At 49.6% G+C, this 19,887-nt stretch carries 18 protein-coding genes and 1 tRNA gene; 12 read left to right on the top strand and 7 right to left on the bottom strand.

The window, feature by feature from the left end:
- The first annotated feature begins 61 nt into the window (after nucleotides 1-61).
- The 3 genes from DW819_RS04545 to DW819_RS04535 all read left to right on the top strand — a co-directional run bounded on the left by DW819_RS04545 (nucleotide 62) and on the right by DW819_RS04535 (nucleotide 3,535).
- Nucleotides 62-685: a peptidoglycan recognition family protein gene (locus DW819_RS04545; protein WP_243025568.1), complete on the top strand. Its 624-nt coding sequence runs from the start codon at nucleotides 62-64 to the stop codon at nucleotides 683-685.
- A 25-nt stretch (nucleotides 686-710) separates the two neighbouring features.
- Nucleotides 711-2,762, top strand: a complete 2,052-nt coding sequence (locus DW819_RS04540; protein WP_118732267.1) for a DNA topoisomerase — start codon at nucleotides 711-713, stop codon at nucleotides 2,760-2,762.
- Between the two features lie 101 nt (nucleotides 2,763-2,863).
- Nucleotides 2,864-3,535 (top strand): UDP-N-acetylglucosamine pyrophosphorylase, encoded by a 672-nt coding sequence (locus DW819_RS04535; protein ID WP_118732266.1) that lies wholly within the window; start codon nucleotides 2,864-2,866, stop codon nucleotides 3,533-3,535.
- Between the two features lie 261 nt (nucleotides 3,536-3,796).
- On the opposite strand, the gene upp is transcribed toward DW819_RS04535, so the two are convergent.
- From upp to DW819_RS04515, 4 genes are all read right to left on the bottom strand, one after another.
- Nucleotides 3,797-4,426, bottom strand: coding sequence for a uracil phosphoribosyltransferase (gene upp / locus DW819_RS04530; RefSeq protein WP_118732265.1), 630 nt, complete (start codon nucleotides 4,424-4,426; stop codon nucleotides 3,797-3,799).
- A 23-nt stretch (nucleotides 4,427-4,449) separates the two neighbouring features.
- The gene (locus tag DW819_RS04525) at nucleotides 4,450-5,298 is read right to left on the bottom strand and encodes a hypothetical protein (RefSeq protein WP_118732264.1); all 849 of its coding nucleotides are present in this window, start codon (nucleotides 5,296-5,298) and stop codon (nucleotides 4,450-4,452) included.
- A 192-nt stretch (nucleotides 5,299-5,490) separates the two neighbouring features.
- A tRNA-Leu gene (locus DW819_RS04520) sits at nucleotides 5,491-5,573 on the bottom strand.
- 104 nt (nucleotides 5,574-5,677) lie between these two features.
- The gene (locus DW819_RS04515; protein WP_118732263.1) at nucleotides 5,678-6,874 is read right to left on the bottom strand and encodes an LL-diaminopimelate aminotransferase; all 1,197 of its coding nucleotides are present in this window, start codon (nucleotides 6,872-6,874) and stop codon (nucleotides 5,678-5,680) included.
- 252 nt (nucleotides 6,875-7,126) lie between these two features.
- Here DW819_RS04515 and DW819_RS04510 point away from each other — a divergent pair, with 252 nt between their 5' ends.
- The 8 genes from DW819_RS04510 (at nucleotide 7,127) to DW819_RS04475 (ending at nucleotide 15,134) form a co-directional block, all read left to right on the top strand.
- Nucleotides 7,127-7,468, top strand: a complete 342-nt coding sequence (locus tag DW819_RS04510) for a zf-HC2 domain-containing protein (protein ID WP_118732262.1) — start codon at nucleotides 7,127-7,129, stop codon at nucleotides 7,466-7,468.
- Between the two features lie 43 nt (nucleotides 7,469-7,511).
- A complete protein-coding gene (gene polA, locus DW819_RS04505; RefSeq protein ID WP_118732261.1) occupies nucleotides 7,512-10,160 on the top strand; it encodes a DNA polymerase I in 2,649 nt (882 codons plus the stop codon).
- Between the two features lie 126 nt (nucleotides 10,161-10,286).
- Nucleotides 10,287-10,751, top strand: a complete 465-nt coding sequence (locus DW819_RS04500; RefSeq protein ID WP_118732260.1) for an SseB family protein — start codon at nucleotides 10,287-10,289, stop codon at nucleotides 10,749-10,751.
- A 1-nt stretch (nucleotide 10,752) separates the two neighbouring features.
- On the top strand, nucleotides 10,753-11,358 hold the full coding sequence (gene coaE, locus DW819_RS04495; RefSeq protein WP_118732259.1) for a dephospho-CoA kinase: 606 nt from the start codon (nucleotides 10,753-10,755) through the stop codon (nucleotides 11,356-11,358).
- Nucleotides 11,355-12,152 carry an MBL fold metallo-hydrolase gene (locus tag DW819_RS04490; RefSeq protein WP_118732258.1) on the top strand — a complete coding sequence of 266 codons (798 nt, stop codon included), beginning with the start codon at nucleotides 11,355-11,357 and terminating at the stop codon, nucleotides 12,150-12,152. Before coaE ends, DW819_RS04490 begins: the two co-directional genes overlap by 4 nt.
- Before the next feature lie 95 nt (nucleotides 12,153-12,247).
- Entirely contained in the window at nucleotides 12,248-12,520 is a 273-nt protein-coding gene (locus DW819_RS04485) for an ACT domain-containing protein (RefSeq protein ID WP_118732257.1), read from the top strand.
- A 30-nt stretch (nucleotides 12,521-12,550) separates the two neighbouring features.
- On the top strand, nucleotides 12,551-13,915 hold the full coding sequence (locus DW819_RS04480) for a PFL family protein (protein ID WP_118732256.1): 1,365 nt from the start codon (nucleotides 12,551-12,553) through the stop codon (nucleotides 13,913-13,915).
- 25 nt (nucleotides 13,916-13,940) lie between these two features.
- Nucleotides 13,941-15,134, top strand: coding sequence for an SAM-dependent methyltransferase (locus DW819_RS04475; protein ID WP_118732255.1), 1,194 nt, complete (start codon nucleotides 13,941-13,943; stop codon nucleotides 15,132-15,134).
- Nucleotides 15,135-15,149: 15 nt separating this feature from the next.
- Here the strand turns inward: DW819_RS04475 and DW819_RS04470 are convergent, their stop codons facing one another.
- Nucleotides 15,150-16,400, bottom strand: coding sequence for a nucleotidyltransferase (locus DW819_RS04470; protein WP_118732254.1), 1,251 nt, complete (start codon nucleotides 16,398-16,400; stop codon nucleotides 15,150-15,152).
- 37 nt (nucleotides 16,401-16,437) lie between these two features.
- Nucleotides 16,438-17,238: an SDR family oxidoreductase gene (locus DW819_RS04465; RefSeq protein ID WP_118732253.1), complete on the bottom strand. Its 801-nt coding sequence runs from the start codon at nucleotides 17,236-17,238 to the stop codon at nucleotides 16,438-16,440.
- Between the two features lie 151 nt (nucleotides 17,239-17,389).
- Between DW819_RS04465 and DW819_RS04460 the strand changes: the two genes are divergently transcribed.
- Entirely contained in the window at nucleotides 17,390-18,763 is a 1,374-nt protein-coding gene (locus DW819_RS04460; protein ID WP_118732252.1) for an MATE family efflux transporter, read from the top strand.
- Between the two features lie 62 nt (nucleotides 18,764-18,825).
- Here DW819_RS04460 and DW819_RS04455 read toward each other — a convergent pair whose 3' ends face one another.
- Nucleotides 18,826-19,479 carry a GntR family transcriptional regulator gene (locus DW819_RS04455; RefSeq protein ID WP_118732251.1) on the bottom strand — a complete coding sequence of 218 codons (654 nt, stop codon included), beginning with the start codon at nucleotides 19,477-19,479 and terminating at the stop codon, nucleotides 18,826-18,828.
- Nucleotides 19,480-19,887 lie beyond the last annotated feature (408 nt).

The raw sequence follows: 19,887 nt of genomic DNA, 5'->3' as shown, positions 1-19,887 counted from the left end.
GAGCGGATGCGGCATGGAACGGGATACGGAAAATGAAAGAAACAGAAGGAGAAACATGCGAATGCATATTCTTCTTGCTGTGGATGCGGCTTTGCTTGCGGCCATTTTGCTGGTGTCCGGTCTGCTGCTTTACCGGAGTCATAACCGGGAGACGGAGCAGCATCTTTCACAGATTCAGGCGCCGGACTGGTATACTCAGGATTTCCTTACTGTGAATCCTTATTCAAGGCCGGGAACAAAGCGGGAACATGTGCGGGATATTGTCATTCATTATGTGGCTAACCCGGGCACAAGCGCGAAACAGAACCGGAACTATTTTGAGGGCCTGAAGGATCAGAGCGGATCAAAGACGGTGTCGGCCAGCAGTCATTATATCATTGGTTCTGACGGGACGATTTTGCAGTGTATCCCATTAGATGAAGTGGCTTACGGCAATTATCCGCTCAATGACGATACAGTATCGATCGAGTGCTGTCACCCGGATTCGGACGGACGCTTTACGGATGCTACGATCAAATCACTGATCAGGCTGACCGGGTGGCTCTGCAGGGAACTCTCTTTAAATGAAAAGCATATCATCCGCCATTACGATGTGAGCGGAAAGAACTGCCCGAAATATTATGTAGAACACCAAGATGCCTGGCGGACATTGAAAAAGAAGCTGGCGGCCGGCATACAACAATGAAACAGCAGAAAGGAATCCTGATTTTATGGGAAAATCATTATACATAGCGGAGAAGCCAAGTGTGGCACAGCAGTTTGCGGACGCACTCAGGATTTCCGCGAGGCGGTCAGACGGTTATATTGAGTCCGGTACCGCGGTCGTGACCTGGTGTGTAGGACATCTGGTGACCATGAGCTATCCGGAGGCATATGACCAGGCTTTGCGGCGCTGGAGCCTGCAGACACTGCCGTTTCTGCCGAAGGAGTTTAAATATCAGGTGATCGACGGCGTCTCGAAGCAGTTCGCCATTGTCAGCCGCCTGCTGAACCGTCCGGATATCGATACCATCTATATCTGCACCGACTCTGGACGTGAGGGAGAGTACATCTACCGTCTGGTGGACCAGATGGCCGGGGTAAAGGGCAAGATCAGAAAGCGTGTCTGGATCGATTCCCAGACGGAGGAAGAAATCCTACGCGGAATCCGGGAAGCGAAGGACTGGAGTGCGTATGACAATCTGGCAGCCTCTGCTTATCTGAGAGCGAAAGAAGATTATCTGATGGGAATTAATTTTTCCCGTCTGCTGACTTTAAAATACGGTCCCACGATCTCAGCCTTTTTAAAGACAGACCGTACGGTGCTTTCTGTAGGGCGTGTCATGACCTGTGTGTTAGGCATGGTGGTGCGCCGGGAGCGGGAAATCCGGGAGTTTGTGAAGACCCCGTTTTACCGGGTGATCGGTACCTTTTTATCCCAGGATATGAAGTTTGACGCGGAGTGGAGAAGTGTGGAGGGCTCCCGCTATTTCCGGTCTCCGAAGCTATATAAAGAGAATGGCTTTAAAAAGCGTGAGGATGCGGAAGCGCTGATTGCCCAGCTTAGAGAGACAGATCCGCTGTCGGGAACCTTAAGCAAGGTGGAACGAAAGAAGGAAACCAAGAACCCGCCTCTGCTTTATAATCTGGCAGAGCTTCAGAATGACTGCTCAAAAATGTTCAAGATCAGCCCGGATGAAACCCTGAAGGTCGTGCAGGAACTGTATGAGAAAAAGCTGGTAACCTATCCGCGTACTGATGCCCGCGTACTTTCAACAGCTGTAGCCAAAGAAATAACAAAGAATATCGGAGGTTTGAAAAATTTTGAGCCAATGAAAGGCTTTGCCCAGGAAATCCTGGACCAGGGGTCTTATCAGGGGATTATGAAGACCCGATATGTCAATGACAAACAGATCACGGACCACTATGCGATTGTACCGACGGGGCAGGGATTTGGTGCCATGCGCAGTCTTTCACCATTGTGCATGAAAATCTACGAGGTGATTGCCAGAAGATTTTTAAGCATTTTTTATCCTGCGGCGATTTATCAGAAGTATGCGCTGGAGCTGACCTGTGGCCAGGAGCATTTCTTTACCAGCTTCCGTGTGCTTACAGAGCAGGGCTATTTAAAGGTGGCCGAGGTGCCGAAGCGGAAGAAAGCGGATGATACCGCAGCATCCGGCGGTCAGGTGGCAGACGGGGAGACAGATGACAAGGACGAGTCCGAAATCAACAAAAAGGATATGGAAAATCCGGCATTCATTGCTATGCTGGCTTCCCTGAAAAAGGGCATGCAGCTTCCGGTGGATGGCTTTGCCATCAAGGAAGGGGAAACATCCCCTCCAAAACGTTATTCTTCCGGTTCCATGATCCTGGCAATGGAGAACGCAGGACAGCTTATTGAGGACGAGGAACTTCGCGCCCAGATCAAGGGAAGCGGCATCGGCACCAGCGCGACCCGCGCGGAAATCCTCAAAAAGCTGGTCAATATCAAATACCTGGCGTTAAATGGCAAGACCCAGATCATCACGCCAACGCTTTTAGGAGAGCTGGTGTTTGATGTGGTCGGCGCATCCATCCGCCAGCTTCTGAATCCGGAACTGACGGCAAGCTGGGAGAAGGGGCTTACCTATGTGGCAGAGGGCTCCATCACTCCGGACGAGTATATGGAAAAACTGGAACATTTCGTAGCTGGAAGAACCTACGGGGTTTTGCGCCTGAACAACCAGTATCAGCTCCGGGAATATTTTGAGACAGCTGGGCAGAACTACTCGAAAAAGTAAGGCAGCCTGGTCTGGAAAAGAATCATACAGAACAGAAACCCTCCTGCACTTTTCAAAGGCAGCTGAGTATATATCTTTAAGAAAGAAAAGAGGATATGATCATGAAAAAAGAAGAAATGAAGATCAGTGATCTGTACAGCCTGGAGAACACCGTGGCGAAAGAACTGTTAGAACAGTTTACTTATCCGTGGGAAGTTCTGGCTCACATTGGTGATTTTGTAGAGCGCCTGGGCGAAACCCTTCCGAAGAATGAGTACGCAAACCCGGCAGAGGGCATCTGGATTCACAAATCTGCCCACATCGCACCGACCGCAGGCATCATTGCGCCGGTCATCATCGGACCGGAGGCAGAAGTGCGTCACTGCGCGTTCATCCGCGGTAAAGTTATCGTTGGCAAGGGAGCAGTAGTGGGAAACTCCACGGAATTAAAGAATGTGATTCTGTTTGACGGTGTTCAGGTACCGCACTACAACTATGTAGGCGATTCCATTCTGGGCTACAAAGCACACATGGGCGCAGGTTCCATCACCTCCAACGTTCGTTCCGATAAAGCACTGGTCAAAGTACACGCAGAAGACGGCGACATCGAAACCGGCTTAAAGAAATTCGGCGCCATGATTGGTGACTGCGTAGAAGTAGGCTGCGGCTCTGTATTAAATCCGGGGACCGTCATTGGAAAGAACAGCAGCGTCTACCCGCTCTCCAGCGTCCGCACCGCAGTCGATGCAGACTCCATCTACAAACAGCAGGGAGAAGTTGCGAAGAGACAGTAAATAACAATTTAAGGGAATAGCACGAAAAGGTCCGAAGTTCCGGAAACCGCGTACAGAAACGCAGAAACATTGGAATTTGCTTTGTGAGCGAGCATAGCGTCAGACCGGAGCCCCTTGTTTGAGCCCGCAGCGCGTGCGAGTTTGGGTCGCAGGTCGGACAATAGGCGGCGCAGTGAACAAAGCGCAAAATTCCAATGTTTCTGCGTTTCTGTACGCGGTTTCCGGAACTTCGGACCTTTTAGTGGTTCCGTCTCAATATTTTTATTTGGTTCCAAAGATTCGATCGCCTGCATCGCCCAGTCCCGGGCAGATGTAGGCGTTTTCGTTTAAGCAGCGGTCCAGATGTCCTACGTAGATCTGGATATCCGGGTGTGCTTCGTGCAGGCGCTTCAGTCCTTCCGGCGCTGCGATAATGGCCATAAATTTGATCTTCTTTCCGCCATGCTGCTTGATGAAATCCACGGCAGCCACGGCAGAGCCGCCGGTGGCCAGCATCGGGTCGGTGACAACGATGGTTCTCTGGTCGATCGGAGTTGGGAGCTTGCAGTAGTATTCGTGTGGTTCGTGGGTCTCCTCATCCCGGTACAGGCCGATGTGGCCGACCTTTGCGCTTGGTACCAGAGCCAGGATGCCGTTTACCATGCCAAGTCCGGCCCGCAGGATCGGGACAACAGCCAGTTTCTTTCCGGCAATCATTGGGGTCATGCAGGTTTCAATCGGAGTTTCCACCTCTACTTCCTCGGTGGGAAGATCGCGCAAAGCCTCATATCCCATGAGCATGGCGATTTCCTCAATTAGGGAGCGGAATTCATTGGTCCCGGTGTTTTTGTTGCGGAGAATGGAAATCTTGTGCTGGATCAGCGGGTGGTTGAAGATGGTTACGTTTTCCATAAGATAAAATCCTCATCTTTCTTTTATTTGTTTTCCGGAGTGTAGACAGCCAGAATATAGTCTCCCAGAGCGTGTGCTACCGGAAGGGAGAAATAGATAGAGCCTTCGTACTCATAGCTGAAACATTCCGGGAATGTTTCCTGGTAAGGAAAATCAGCGTTCTGGAAAAGTGCGGTATAGTAAGACTGATCGGACTCTTTCAGAAAGGTTTTTGCTGCGGCAGCGGTTTCGGCATCAGTTTCCGGGAAGGTACAGTCATCGGACAGTACATAGGAAGCCAGAGTGGCTGGATCGGCCAGATAAGAAAGACCGATATCAGAGCCGGAGCTTAAGCTTAGCGTGTTTGTGTAGAAGATAGCAGTTGGGTGTATGCCGCCGTCCGTCATAACATTGCCATCGTAGCGGACCGTGATACGGTTTTTTGTGGCAGAGAGGACTTTGCAGGTAATATTCAGGGTGTCTTTGGCTTCATCGATTTCCCAGGCTTTCAGGATGGAAAGGGCATTATCTTTCAGATGATCGTTGATTTCCGGTTTCACAGAGTTATCAGAAATGACTGGATATTGAATGGAAACATTACCATTCTGGTAGGTGTTTGTTTTAACGGACAGGGAAAGGGATGTGGCGGCACCTCCGGCGGAAGTTCCCTGGGACTGCGCGTTTTCAATGCCTGGTTCGATGGTGATGGATGAACTGGTTTCCGATTCCGCTGCGGTGGTGGAAACAGGAGCAGTCTGAACGGTACTTTCCGCAGCCTGGCTGCCGGACAGATCAATCTTATCGTGTTTCTTTTTGCACCCGGTGGCGAGACAGGCTGTGCTGAGGGCCAGAAGGGTAACCGTCAGTGCGTATTTTGATTTCTTTGGTATCATAGTGTTCTCCTTCATGTCGAAAATAATGGAGTTTCTTTGTGTTCATTACATTATAGCGCAAAGTCGAGAAGAAATATAGATGGAGGAAAAGAAATAAGAATTTTGTAAAGAGAGTAAAGAAAACAGGAATAAAAAAGAAAGAGCCCCGAACCACTGAAATCAGTGATCCGAAGCTCTTGCCCCTGCCAAGGATGCCGGCAGCCGGACTCGAACCGGCACGAAGTTGCCCCCGTCAGATTTTGAGTCTGATGCGTCTGCCATTCCGCCACGCCGGCTTACTTACGCAAAAAATATTGTAGCATAAGTGACAGCGCTTTGCAAGGGATTTTTCCAATATTTGTGTCTATTGAATCTACAATTATTATAGAAACAATACAAATTAGAACAGATGCTCAAAACGTTTCATGGCTGCGATGGTATTTTCGTGGTTATTGAAGGAGGTCAGACGGAAGTAATTTTTACCGTTTTCGCCGAAGCCTGCGCCTGGCGTTCCGACAACCTGGGCGTTATTTAAGAGATAGTCAAAGAACTCCCAGGATTCCATGCCGTCCGGACACTCAAACCAGATGTAAGGAGAGTGTACGCCGCCGAAGAACCGGATGTTCCTGCGTGTTAAGGTGTCTGCGATGATGCGGGCGTTTTCCTGGTAATAGGCAATATTTTCGCGGCACTGTGCCATGCCTTCCTCAGTGAAGACTGCGGCAGCGCCCTTCTGGATGATATAGGAGGTTCCGTTGAATTTGGTGGATTGTCTTCGGTTCCACATAGCGTGCAGGGACATTTCCTGGCCGTTGGAGGCGGTAAAAACCAATTCTCTCGGAACTACGGTGTAGCCGCAGCGGGTTCCGGTGAAGCCTGCCGTCTTGGACAGGGAACAGAACTCAATGGCACATTTTTTTGCGCCTTCGATCGCGTAAATGCTGCGCGGAAGTTCCGGATCAGAGATGAATGCTTCGTAAGCGGAGTCAAAGAGGATGACTGCATGATTGTTCAGCGCATAGTCAACCCATTCTTTTAACTGTTCTTTATTGTAAACCGCACCGGTCGGGTTGTTCGGGGAGCAGAGATAGATGATATCTGCATGAACAGACGGATCCGGCATCGGAAGGAAGTTGTTCTCTGCGTTTCCGGATAAATAGGTAACCTTTTTTCCGTTCATGATGTTGGAATCCACGTAAACAGGGTAAACCGGATCCGGAATCAGGATCACGTTGTCGTTGTCAAATAATTCGGAAATATTGCCGGTATCGCTCTTTGCGCCATCGGAGATAAAGATATCAGCCGCATCCACGGATACACCGTTGCGTGCATAGTAAGCGGAGATGGCATCGCGCAGGAATGCGTAGCCCTGCTCCGGACCGTAACCCTTGAAGGTTTCGGCGGAAGCCATGGCGTCCACACCTTCGTGCAGGCCTTTGATGGCGAGGTCTCCTAACGGGAGTGTGACATCGCCGATTCCAAGACGGATGATCTTAGCATCCGGATGCTCGGCCTCGTAGGCAGCAACACGGTGCGCAATTTCCGCAAAAAGATAGCTTTCTTTTAAATCCTGATAATGTTCGTTTAATTTGGGCATGTGGGGATCCTTCCTTTCGTATGACCGGACAAAATGGGGACCGGTATTCATAATGAAAGTAATTTTAACAAAGAATAAAAATCAAGTCAATCTGACGTAAAATAAATAAAGGAAGAAATTGAAAAATTAAGCAGAGTATTGTATGATGGTATGTATTCATGGGGACAGAAGTGAAGAAAATATTGTTCGGCTGATGAAACATCTGTGAAAAGGTGTTGCGGAAGCGGCTTATGCAGAATCGGAGGTGAGAGGATGGCTTCATGCAGGGAAATTGAAAAAATGGTTATGCCTTACATTAACCACCAGCTGGATGAAGTGCAGCTGGAGCAGTTTTTGAAACACATAAAGAGCTGCTCTTCCTGCAGGGAAGAACTGGAAATCTATTATACCGTTTCGCTTGGCCTCCGGCAGCTGGACAGCGGAAGCGGAGTTTATGATATTGCCGGTTCCCTGGAAGAAAGCATGGAGAATGCCTGGCTCACAGTGCGCACAGCGCGGCTTCGTAAGGTGATCTGCTATGCAACGGATACTCTGGATATTGCTTCTGTTCTGGTCATGCTTTTGATGCAGATCCGTATATGGATCCTGGGCTGATCAGCAGTGCAGTGCAAAGTAACAAACAGGAAAAGGAGAAACCATGGGAAAACTGGTTTTAATAGATGGGCACAGCATTTTAAACCGCGCGTTTTACGGAGTGCCGGAACTGACAAACTCTGAGGGACTTCATACCAATGCGGTATATGGGTTCCTCAATATTATGTTTAAGATCCTTGAGGAAGAGAAGCCGGATCATCTGGCGGTGGCTTTTGATTTAAAAGAGCCGACGTTCCGCCACAAAATGTATGCGGACTACAAGGGAACCAGAAAACCGATGCCTGAGGAACTGCGCGAGCAGGTACCGCTGATGAAAGAGGTGCTCGCAGCAATGGGCGTACCGATCCTGACTATGGCTGGCTATGAGGCAGATGATATTCTGGGGACCATCGCCAAGCGCTGTCAGGCAGAGGGTGAGGAGGTTTCCGTGGTATCGGGTGACCGGGACCTTTTACAGCTTTCAGATACCCACATCAAGATCCGGATCCCGAAGACCAGCCGCGGAACGACGGAGATCTATGATTATTATCCGGAGGATGTGAAACGGGAGTACCAGGTAACGCCGACTGAGTTCGTTGATGTCAAGGCGCTGATGGGTGATACTTCCGACAATATTCCGGGCGTTCCTTCCATTGGAGAGAAGACAGCCACAAATCTGATCGTGGCTTACGGAAGCATCGAGAATGCTTATGCGCATCTGGACGAGGTGAAGCCGCCCAGAGCGAAAAAAGCGCTGGAAGAGCATTACGATCTGGCGGTTATGAGCAAGGAACTGGCTGAAATCTGCATTACCTGTCCGATCCCTTTTGAATATGAAGAAGCAAAGCTTGAGAATCTTTACACGCCTGAGGCTTACCAGTATATGAAACGGCTGGAATTCAAGTCTATCCTGGCCCGCTTTGATGTACAGGAGATGGGCGGTAACTCGGTGGAAGAGCATTTCTGGAGCGTGGAGGATCTTTCCGGCGCGGAACAGATCTTTGAAAAGGCAAAAACGGCAGAGCAGGTGGGCTGCCAGCTCATTCTTTCACAGACCGGGGTTGCAGGTCTTGCCATCTGCATCGGTGAGGAAGAAATTTACACCATCCCGTCAGCAGGCTTTCTGACAGGAAGTTATCTGTGTGACCATCTGGAAGAACTGATCATGAAACGTACTCCTGAGCAGGAACCGGTGGCTGTCCTGGATTTGAAATCCCAGTTGCCGTATCTGAATCTGGATTACGACAGTCCGGTTGTCGATATGGGCGTTGCAGGCTATCTGTTAAATCCGTTAAAGGACACCTATGAGTACGATGATCTTGCGCGGGATTATCTCGGCATGACGGTGCCCTCTGGAACGGACCTGCTGGGCAGGCAGAGCCTTGCAAAGGCTCTGGAAACAGAGACTCCGGAGGCGGTGACCTGTGGCTGCTATATGGCTTATGTGGCATACAAGGCCGCAGGCATCTTAAAAGAACGCCTGGAAAAAGAAGGCATGCTGAAGCTCTACATGGAGATGGAAATGCCGCTGATCTATAGCCTGTATCATATGGAGCAGGCCGGTATCCGGGTAGACAAGGAGCAGTTAAAGATTTACGGAGAGCAGCTGGAAGAAAAAATCGTGACACTGGAACAGAAAATCTATGAGCTGGCCGGTGAAACATTCAACATTAATTCTCCGAAGCAGCTGGGAGAAATCCTGTTTGAGCGGATGCAGCTGCCCCACGGAAAGAAGACAAAGACCGGTTATTCCACTGCGGCGGATGTGTTGGAGAAGCTGGCGCCGGATTATCCGGTGGTTCAGATGATCCTGGATTATCGTCAGCTGACCAAGCTGAATTCCACCTATGCCCAGGGACTGGCCGGCTTTATCCGGGAAGACGGACGTATTCACGGAAAATTCAATCAGACCATCACGGCTACGGGGCGTATCAGCAGCACTGAGCCGAACCTGCAGAACATTCCGGTGCGCATGGAGCTTGGGCGTGCTATCCGCAAGGTATTCGTACCGGAAGATGGCTATGTGTTTGTGGATGCAGACTATTCCCAGATCGAGCTTCGTATTCTGGCGCATATGTCCGGCGATGAACGCCTGATCAGTGCCTATCGGGATGCCCAGGATATTCACGCGATCACGGCTTCGGAGGTGTTCCACACGCCGCTTGATGAGGTGACACCGCTGCAGCGGCGCAATGCCAAGGCAGTTAACTTCGGTATTGTGTACGGCATCAGTGCATTTGGACTGAGTGAGGACTTAAGCATCAGCCGGAAGGAAGCGCTGGAGTATATTAATAAATATTTTGAGACGTATCCGGGTGTGAAGCGCTTTCTGGATGAACAGGTACAGATTGGTAAAGAACAGGGTTGCGTTACCACCATGTACGGACGAAAACGTCCGATCCCGGAACTGAAATCCGGAAATTTCATGCAGCGTTCCTTTGGTGAGCGTGTAGCCATGAATTCCCCAATTCAGGGAACGGCGGCAGATATTATGAAGCTGGCCATGATCGCGGTAGACCGGGAATTGCGGGAAAAGCATCTGCGCTCCCGCATAGTCCTTCAGGTCCACGATGAACTTCTGGTGGAGACCCACAGGGACGAGACAGAGCAGGTGGTACAGATCTTAACCGACAGGATGAAGCATGCCGCAGATCTGAAGGTGTCTCTGGAGGTAGAAGCCCATACCGGAGACAACTGGCTAGACGCAAAATAAAATGTGTGTTATAATGTGACGAGCGCAAGTGAGCTGGAAGCGTGCTTGCACGGTTACAGCGAACGGCGAGGAAAAAGAGTGACGAAGTCACGAGCCGAACGACGAGAAGAAAAGAGAGGTTTTTCTATGAATAAATCAAATCAGAGTTCTGAGAGTGTTAAGAATCCGAAGCTGGTAGCAGCACTTCAGGAAGTATTAAAGCATGACGACTTTATCACACGCAGCCAGATGGCAGCAGCACTGATGGATGCGCGTCTTCTTTCTCCGATCCAGAAGCAGACGGTTCTGACCGAGAAAAAGGGTCCCTCTACCTGGATCCGTTTCGAGAGCATCACCAACACGGAAGGCGAGAAATATTATCTTGCATTTACCGATATGGATGAGTATTCCAAATGGAATGAAGATGGAAGCCATGACCAGGCGCTGATCATGACCATGGAGGATTTTGGCAACATTCTGATCCGTCAGGTTAATGACTTAAAGGGATTTGTGATCAATCCTTACGGGGAAAATATCAGCATCACCAAGCAGCTTCTCCTGTCCTTATTACAGCAGCATGAAACCAAAATGAGAGAGAAGATGGGCAATTAATATGATGGTACTTGGCCTCACCGGCGGAGTAGGAGCCGGTAAAAGCCGGATCCTTGAACTGTTTTCTGAGGAATACGGTGCGCAGGTGATCCAGGCAGATCTTGTGGCCCGGCAGCTGGAAGAACCCGGACAGCCCGGGCTTACCGGACTGGTAAGCCTGTTTGGAAACGGTATCCTGCAGGCAGATGGTACGCTGGACCGCAAACGGTTTGCGGAGCAGATCTTTGAAAACCCGGAGGCACTCAAACGGGTCAACGCCCTGATCCATCCACTCACATGGAATGAGATCAAACGCCAGATCCGCGAAAGCAGTGCGGAACTGGTTGTCGTGGAGGCGGCGCTTTTCGATGAGCGCAGCCGGGAAGTCTGCCGGTATCTGCTGTATGTAGATACGCAGGATGAGATCCGTATTCAGCGGCTGATGGCAAACCGCGGGTATACCAGGGAAAAATGCATTCATATCATGCAGAACCAGGCAGACCGGAAACAGTTTTCCGAATTGGCGGATTTTGTCATCGATAACAGCGGCACGGTGGAATCTGCGGAAATTCAGATCCGTCAGATTCTTGAAAACATCGGCTGGAAACATAAAGGAAACAACCAATGAGATTAGTAAGCATTGCCAGCGGCAGCAGCGGAAACTGCATTTATGTAGGCTCCGATCAATCCCATATTCTGGTGGACGCCGGAATAAGCAATAAGCGTATAGAGCAGGGCCTGAATGAAATCGGACTCAAGGGCGCGGAGCTGGACGGAGTGGTCATTACCCATGAGCATTCCGACCACATCAAAGGCCTTGGCGTTCTTGCGAGAAAGCATCATGTGCCGATCTACGGAACAGAGGAAACTCTGAAGGAAATAGCTGCCAATACGAGGCTTGGGGAGTATCCGAAAGAACTTCTGCATCCGATACTTCCGGATGTGGATTTTCAGATAGGGGATCTTACCCTGGAACCTTTTTCCATCCATCACGACGCGGCCAATCCGGTAGCTTACCGGGTGAGCCATGAGCGCACAAGTGTAGCGGTGGCAACGGATATGGGACATTACGATCAGTATGTCATTGATCATCTAAAGGATCTGGATGCGCTTTTACTGGAGGCGAATCATGATGTCAACATGCTGGAGACAGGACCGTATCCATATTATCTGAAGCGCCGTATTTTAGGGGATCATGGACATTTGTCCAATGAGAATGCGGGGCGGCTTTTAAATTATATTCTGAATGATAAGTTAAAATATGTGTTACTGGGTCATCTGAGCAAAGAGAACAACTACGAGGCACTTGCCTATGAGACGGTCCGCTTTGAGATTGACCAGGGGGATACTCCATATAAGGCGAAGGATTTTCCGATTGAAGTTGCAAAACGGGATGAGATGTCACAGATCATCCATCTGTAAAAACCTGTTTCATTAAGCAATAACTCCGGCAGGGTGTCAAAGCATCCGGGCCGGAATTATCATATTATACTTTCATATAAACGGAGGATAGCCACATGAGCAAGGTAATTATCACAGTTGTAGGAAAAGACACCGTAGGTATTATCGCTAAGGTATGTACATACCTGGCAGAAAAACAGGTAAACATTTTGGATATTTCCCAGACCATTGTACAGGATTATTTTAACATGATGATGATCGCGGACATGGAGCATGCAACCGGATCTTTTGGCGAAATAGCAACCGAGCTGGAGAAAGTTGGTGAAGAGATCGGCGTGGCCATCAAGTGCCAGCGTGAGGAAATTTTCACCAAGATGCATCGTATTTAGTCAAAAGACAGGAGAAAAGAGGATACAGCCATGTTGAATATGTTTGAAGTAATTGAAACCAACAATATGATCGAACATGAGAAGCTGGATGTTCGTACCATTACCATGGGCATCAGTCTTCTGGACTGCTGCGACGATGATCTGCAGGCTTTGAATGAGAAAATCTACAAAAAAATTACCACTTATGCAAAGAATCTGGTATCCACCGGAGAAGAGATCGCAAGAGACTTTGGTGTGCCGATCGTAAACAAGCGTATTTCGGTTACTCCGATCGCGCTGGTAGGCGGCTGTGCCTGCAAAGCGCCGGAGGATTTTGTGACGATTGCAAAAACTCTGGATAAGGCAGCAAAGGAAGTGGGTGTAAACTTTATCGGCGGTTATTCTGCGCTGGTTTCCAAGGGTATGACTCCGGCAGAGGAAAATCTGATCCGCTCCATCCCGCAGGCGCTGGCTGAGACCGAGCGTGTGTGCAGCTCCATCAATGTTGGCTCCACCAAGACCGGACTCAATATGGATGCAGTCCGTCTTATGGGTGAGATCGTTAAAGAAACGGCAGAGGCCACAAAGGAAGATGATTCCCTGGGCTGTGCAAAGCTTGTAGTATTCTGCAATGCACCGGACGATAACCCGTTCATGGCAGGCGCGTTCCATGGCGTGACGGAAGCAGACGCTATCATCAATGTAGGCGTCAGCGGTCCTGGCGTTGTTAAGGTAGCACTGGAAAAGGCCCGGGGTGAGAACTTTGAAGTGCTCTGCGAGACCATCAAAAAAACTGCCTTCAAGATTACCCGTGTGGGCCAGCTGGTTGCCCAGGAGGCATCCAGACGTCTTGGCGTACCGTTTGGTATTATTGATCTGTCTCTGGCTCCGACCCCGGCTGTTGGTGACAGCGTGGCAGAGATTCTGGAGGAGATTGGCCTGGAGCGCGTGGGTGCGCCGGGAACGACTGCAGCCCTGGCTATGCTGAACGACCAGGTGAAAAAGGGTGGTGTTATGGCATCTTCCTATGTAGGTGGTCTGAGCGGTGCATTCATTCCGGTCAGTGAGGATCAGGGCATGATCGATGCGGTTACGCTTGGTGCGCTGACCATCGAGAAGCTGGAAGCCATGACCTGTGTCTGCTCTGTAGGTCTTGATATGATCGCAATTCCGGGAGATACTCCGGCAACCACGATTTCCGGCATCATCGCAGATGAAGCGGCTATCGGTATGATCAACCAGAAGACCACGGCAGTCCGTCTGATCCCTGTGATCGGAAAGGCAGTAGGCGATACCGTTGAGTTTGGCGGTCTGCTTGGCTATGCGCCGGTTATGCCGGTCAATCAGTATTCCTGTGAGAAATTTGTGACCCGCGGCGGCCGCATCCCGGCTCCGATCCACAGCTTTAAGAACTAAGCAGGCAGAAATCAAAAGAGAGATTATGGCAAAAGAAACGTTAGCGTCCATGCTGGACGATTTTATCAATGAACAGCTGGATCAGATTGTATTGAGTAATCCGGCTGAAAAAGATCATCTGTTAAAAGTGAAAGTGCGCCCCATGCTCATGAAGGGCGCGCTGGTTTTTCAGGCAGAAGAATTTACAAAAACTCAGGCATTTCATAAGAACATGAGTGCGGAAGAACTGAAGGTCTACCTGACGGATCAGCTTTCCGGCAGCTTCAAACAGGCAGAGGTGTTGTCAGAGCTTGGAAGTGCCACGGTTTTAGTCAGTAAAAAGGGCACGACCACGGTGAAAACCAGAAGACATGGACCTGCAAAGATCCAGGCAGCAAAAACAGACGGTCAGTTTTCGGAAGAACTGCAGGAAAAGCTGCAGCATAACCGCCAGAAACGTTACGTGATTCCGGAGGGGCATGCGGTCCCGTTCCTGGTAGATCTTGGCGTGCAGACCCCGGATGGAAAGGTAATAAAAAGCCGTTACGACAAATTTCGACAGATCAACCGTTTTCTGGAATTTATTGAGGATATCCTGCCGAAGCTGGATAAGAACCGGGAAAATGTGATCATTGATTTTGGCTGCGGCAAGTCGTATCTGACGTTCGCCATGTATTATTATCTGCATGAGATGAAAGGGTATCCGATCCGCATTATCGGACTGGATCTAAAGAAGGATGTCATCAGCCGCTGCCAAAAGCTTGCAGAGCAGTATGGATACGACAAACTTCAATTTTACCATGGCGATATTGCGTCCTATGAGGGCGTGGATCATGTGGATATGATTGTAACACTCCATGCCTGCGATACCGCAACGGATTACGCATTGGCGAAGGCTGTGTGCTGGGGCGCGAAAGTTATTCTGTCTGTACCATGCTGCCAGCATGAGCTGAATAAGCAGATGAAGAATGATCTGCTGGAGCCGGTGCTGCATTATGGCCTGATCAAAGAACGGATGGCTGCGCTGTATACCGACGCGCTGCGTGCAGAGCTTCTGGAACAGCAGGGCTACCGTACCCAGATCCTGGAGTTTATCGACATGGAGCATACTCCGAAAAATATTCTTCTGCGTGCTGTGTATGAGGGCAGGCCGAAGCATAATGAGAATGAGATCCGGGAGATCCTGGATTTTTTACAGATTAATCCTACGTTATATGAATTACTGGGTCAGAAAAAATAAAACAATCCGTCATGGTCACAGGACTATGACGGATTTTGTATATTCATTGCGCATCAGTCTTCCGTGGGATGCCAGAAGAGATTGATAAATATGGGATACATAAAAATCGGTTTCCAGAATCTTCATGGCTTCCGGGGAAAGCAGTTTTTTGGCATCTGCCGTTTTTGTGATCAGTGGGATACGGCTCTGCCTACGCAGGTGGGAGAGCAGCGGACCTGCTGATTTTTTAAAGCCCAGGATCCGGGCATAAGGCGCATAGCCAAGGCTTTTGGCCTGGCTGCTCTGCTCTTTTGTGATGTCGAGGAGTAGGTGCAGAAGAGCCCGGCTGATTCTGGTGTAAGTATATCCTTTTGTCTTCAGCTGCAGGATCTGTTCGCTGAAGGGAGCAAAATGGAGAACCTGCCGGGTGAGCCTTGCGGCAAGATCGAAGGAAAAGTCCAAAAAGCGGTTGAGGTCTTCTTCCCTGTGAACGGCGGAAAGAAGCCGAAATTGCAGGAGCTCTGAGAGATCGTCCGGAAATACCGGCTTTGCAAGAGCGCCTTCCTTCAGCAGTGCATCAAAGGCGGCCGGAGGGATCTGCATGCGCAGTGTCTCCAGAGATGCCAAAACGGCAGACTGGCTTAGGAGCAGCCGGATCGCAGATGCCGAGGCGTAGGGACCGGAGAATTCTGTGTCATGATATCCGCAGCCTCTGCGACGGATGGTAACCGGGATCATGGAGCTTCCCTGCTGTTTCAGTGCTTTGAGATACTCCACTGCGAGGATGTTGTTGGGCGTGGCCAGCAGTGTGGAAAACCCGGGGTCTCCGGTGAGCTCTGCCACGGCGAGGCTTCTGGCAGATGGGTAGGTTTCACCTTGCTTCAGATAGGTCTGCAGCAGGGGCTGCCATATTGCGGATTCTTCGCTTAGAATCTCCGCAGCCTTCTGCAGATGAGAGAGATTTCCGGATTCACTTCCAAAGCATAAAAAATCGGTTCCGAGGCTGCCAAGCAATGACACGCCGCAGGCAGCAAAATCCTCTGCGCTGGAGGTGGCAAACAGTGCGGGAAGCTCCACGACCAGATCTGCACCGCCGCACAGTGCCATGCGGGTACGCGTGTATTTATCGAAGATGGCCGGTTCTCCGCGCTGGACAAAGTCTCCGCTCATGGCGACAATGACAAAGTCTGCGCCGGTCTGACGGCGGATTTCTTCAATCTGATACTGATGGCCGTTATGAAACGGATTATATTCGGCAATGATGCCGGCGGTTTTGATCTGATCCATGTGGAAATGTCCCTTCTGCTCAATGTTGAATCTGGTATTATCTGTTTTCGGCTGCGGCAAGCCGGTCGTATGCAAAGGAAGGATTGAGCGTCATGCTGCGGCCGCCGGAAACTTCAATGGTGGTAGCGGTCATGTAGCTTGCTGCGCTGCTGGCCAGGAAGACGATGGGCCGTGCGATTTCTTCCGGCATGGCTGCCCTGCGCAGCAGGGTGGCCTGGGTGTTCATGCTCAGCTCTTCCGGGCTGATAGTCTGCTTCACTGCCGGTGTCAGGGTAAAACCTGGCATAATGCAGGTGACACGTACATTGTACGGACAATATTCTCCGGCAAAGGTGTTGGTCAGGTTGTTGATGGCAGATTTTAAAGGCCCGTATAAGGTGCTGCGGCCGGCAGAGGGACAGCGCGCGGCAAGGGAGCTTACATTGACGATGGCTCCGGAATGCTGCTTCTTCATATAGCGGAACGCAGCCTGACAGCCATAGACCACCGATTTAAAACAGACACCAGTCATGAAATCAATTTCTTCGTCATCGTATTCGTCTCCCTTTTTGGGACCGGAGACGCCAACGTTATTGACCCAGACATCCAGGCTGCCGAATTTCTGATTGACATGCTCTGCAAAACGGTAATTGGATTCTGCATCCACGACATCATATGCCTCGTAATAGACAGGACCGTACTGGGAAAGTGTTTCTGCGGCTTTTTTGAGCTCTTCTTCGTGGCGCGAGCAGATGGCAACGCTGGCACCTTCCTTCAGAAATGCTTCTGCTGCAGCGTATCCGATCCCCTTGCTGCCTCCGGTGACTACGACGGTTTTTCCGGTTAATCCAAGATCCATGACAGTTCCCTCCTGTATTTTGTTTTCTTATAAAGGTAATCATATCACATTTATCCGATAAATTCCATAAAACTGAAAAAGACAGGTGAACTTTGTGAAAAATGTGATATGATTAGTTGGAAGATATTTGTATCATATTGAGGAGGAGAAGATGAGTAACACAAAAGATGCTATGAACGAACAGCTGGGGCAGGCGAAAATTTTGCCGCTTTTAGTCCGGCTGGCAATTCCGGCAACGGCGGCACAGCTGGTGAATGCGCTTTACAGCATTGTGGACCGTATGTATATTGGCCATATGCCGGGAGATGGTACGCTTGCGCTGAGCGGGATCGGCCTGACATTTCCGATCACGATGCTGATCGCAGCCTTCAGCTGCCTGCCGGGTATGGGTGGAGCGCCGCTGGCTTCGATTGCTCTGGGGGAGGGCAATCAGAAAAAAGCACAGAAATATCTCTGCAATGCGATCACGCTGCTGCTGGCCATTTCGGTTGTCATGATGGCGGTATGCCTGCTTTTTCTGGAGCCGCTTCTGGTCCTGTTTGGCGCGGATGCTGAAACACTGCCGTATGCGTCACAATATCTGACTATTTATCTGTTCGGAACCGTTTTTGTCGAGTTTGCGCTGGGACTGAATCCGTTCATCAATACCCAGGGACACACGGTGATCGGAACGATGTCAGTGGTGATCGGAGCGGTAGTTAATATCATTCTGGATCCGATCCTGATCTATGTGCTTCATATGGGAGTGCGCGGAGCGGCCATTGCAACGGTGACGGCACAGTTTATTTCCTGCGTGTGGATCGTTCATTTCCTGTCATCGGAGAAATCCGGGATCCGGATCTGCCTAAAGGATATGAGGCCGGACCGTCAGATCCTTTTGTCAACCTGCGCACTGGGGGTTTCGCCCTGCACCTTCCGTATTAACGAATCCATCGTTGTGATTCTGCTCAACCGGCTGCTTCTGGCTTACGGAGGAGAGCAGGCAAACTTGCATCTTGCTTCCATGGCAATCCTGAGCAGTGCCAGCCAGGTGTTTTTTATGCCGCTTCTTGGCATTGTGACCGGAGCTCAGCCGCTGCTCAGCTACAATTACGGTGCAGAAAATTATGCCCGGATCCGGCAGACCATTCATTATGCGCGGATTCTGAGCGTTGGATGTGCGGCCCTGATGTGGGCGGCGCTGGTATTCTTTCCGGAGACTGTCTGCGGGATGTTTTCAGATAATCCGGAGCTTATCCTGCTGACAAAAAAGACCATGCGGATCATGTTTTCCACCGTTTTGTTCCTGGGATTTCAGATGATCAACCAGAATGCGTTTGTGGCCATGGGCAACACACGGTATTCTTTTCTGTTTGGAATCATGAGAAAGGTACTGATCCTGGTGCCGCTGGCCCTGATCCTGCCGCATTTTATCGGAGTGTGGGGAATTTATGCGGCTGAAGCAGTGTCCAATCCGCTGACCACGATCATTACGTTTGCAGTGTTTGAACGTTATATGAGAACATTAAAAGCGAGAATGGCATAAAACTTAATATTTGAAATAAAAAAGCACCGGGGGCAAAATCCGGTGCTTTTTTCATGGCGCAGTCAGACGGCAGAACGGTCTTCAATATCTGCCTTGAGAATGCTGGATGCCATGGCGTAATTTTTTTGTTTCAGGTAATCCAGAACGGCCTGGTGCAGGACATCCCGGTCGGTGAAGACGGGAGTCTGCCATTTTTTGGAACGCTTCTGGACGTAAAACCGGGTCTGGATCGTTATAGCCTCTTTGAGCTTCTGATAAGTATAGGGATTATCATAGCTTGAAAAGAGCAGAAGATGGAATTTCATGTTGGAGGTCCAGTGCTGCAGTGCTGTAAGGCCGTTGGCCTGAAGAACCGCGTGGTCGGCAATGCATTCGTCCAGCTTTTTCAGGGTTTCATCGCTGATGTTTGGACCACACTGCATAAGAAATGAACATTCGACTGCGATGCGGAAATGTACAATGTCCTGGATTTCTTTTTCTGTGATGGAAGAAACTTCGTATCCGCGCTTGGGATAATTGCATAGAGTACCTTCGCTGCAAAGCTGGATCAGGGCCTCACGCACGGGAGACCGGCTGACACCGTACTGCTCCATAAGCTTTTTTTCATGGAGGATCATATTGGGCTGCAGAGTGCCTTCAATGACATCTTTCAGGATCTGGTCATGGATATATTCTTTTAAATTAGAATTGTTGGTTGTGGGGATTGAACATGTCATATTAGTTTGAGCCTGCTTTCTATAATTGTGCTGTTTTGATTGTGTAATTTAAATTAAGTATATAGTGGGGAAACAAAAAAAGCAAGTAAAAATGATGGAATAATAGCACAATTTAGATGCAAAAATATCGAGAATATACGTAAAAAAAGCTAATGCAAACCGGTGAACATGTAAAAATAATAAAAAAACAGTTGAATTAATGAGAAAAATATAAAAAATAAACAAAGTACGGTATTGACATTTGCTTAAAAACTGATATGATTAACACATAGGTATTAACGAAAACTTATCGGATTAGATAAGCAGAAGGAGGGGTTTAAGAAATGATTAAGAATGAAGCAAAAATCACAAATGATGTTGAGGTAAACATCAACCGCGCAGCGATCGAGCATCGTGCAACCTGGATGG

The sequence above is a fragment of the Clostridium sp. AM33-3 genome (genome assembly GCF_003480315.1).
GTDB lineage: Bacteria > Bacillota > Clostridia > Lachnospirales > Lachnospiraceae > Brotaphodocola.
This window is presented reverse-complemented; position numbering and strand designations above follow the sequence as displayed.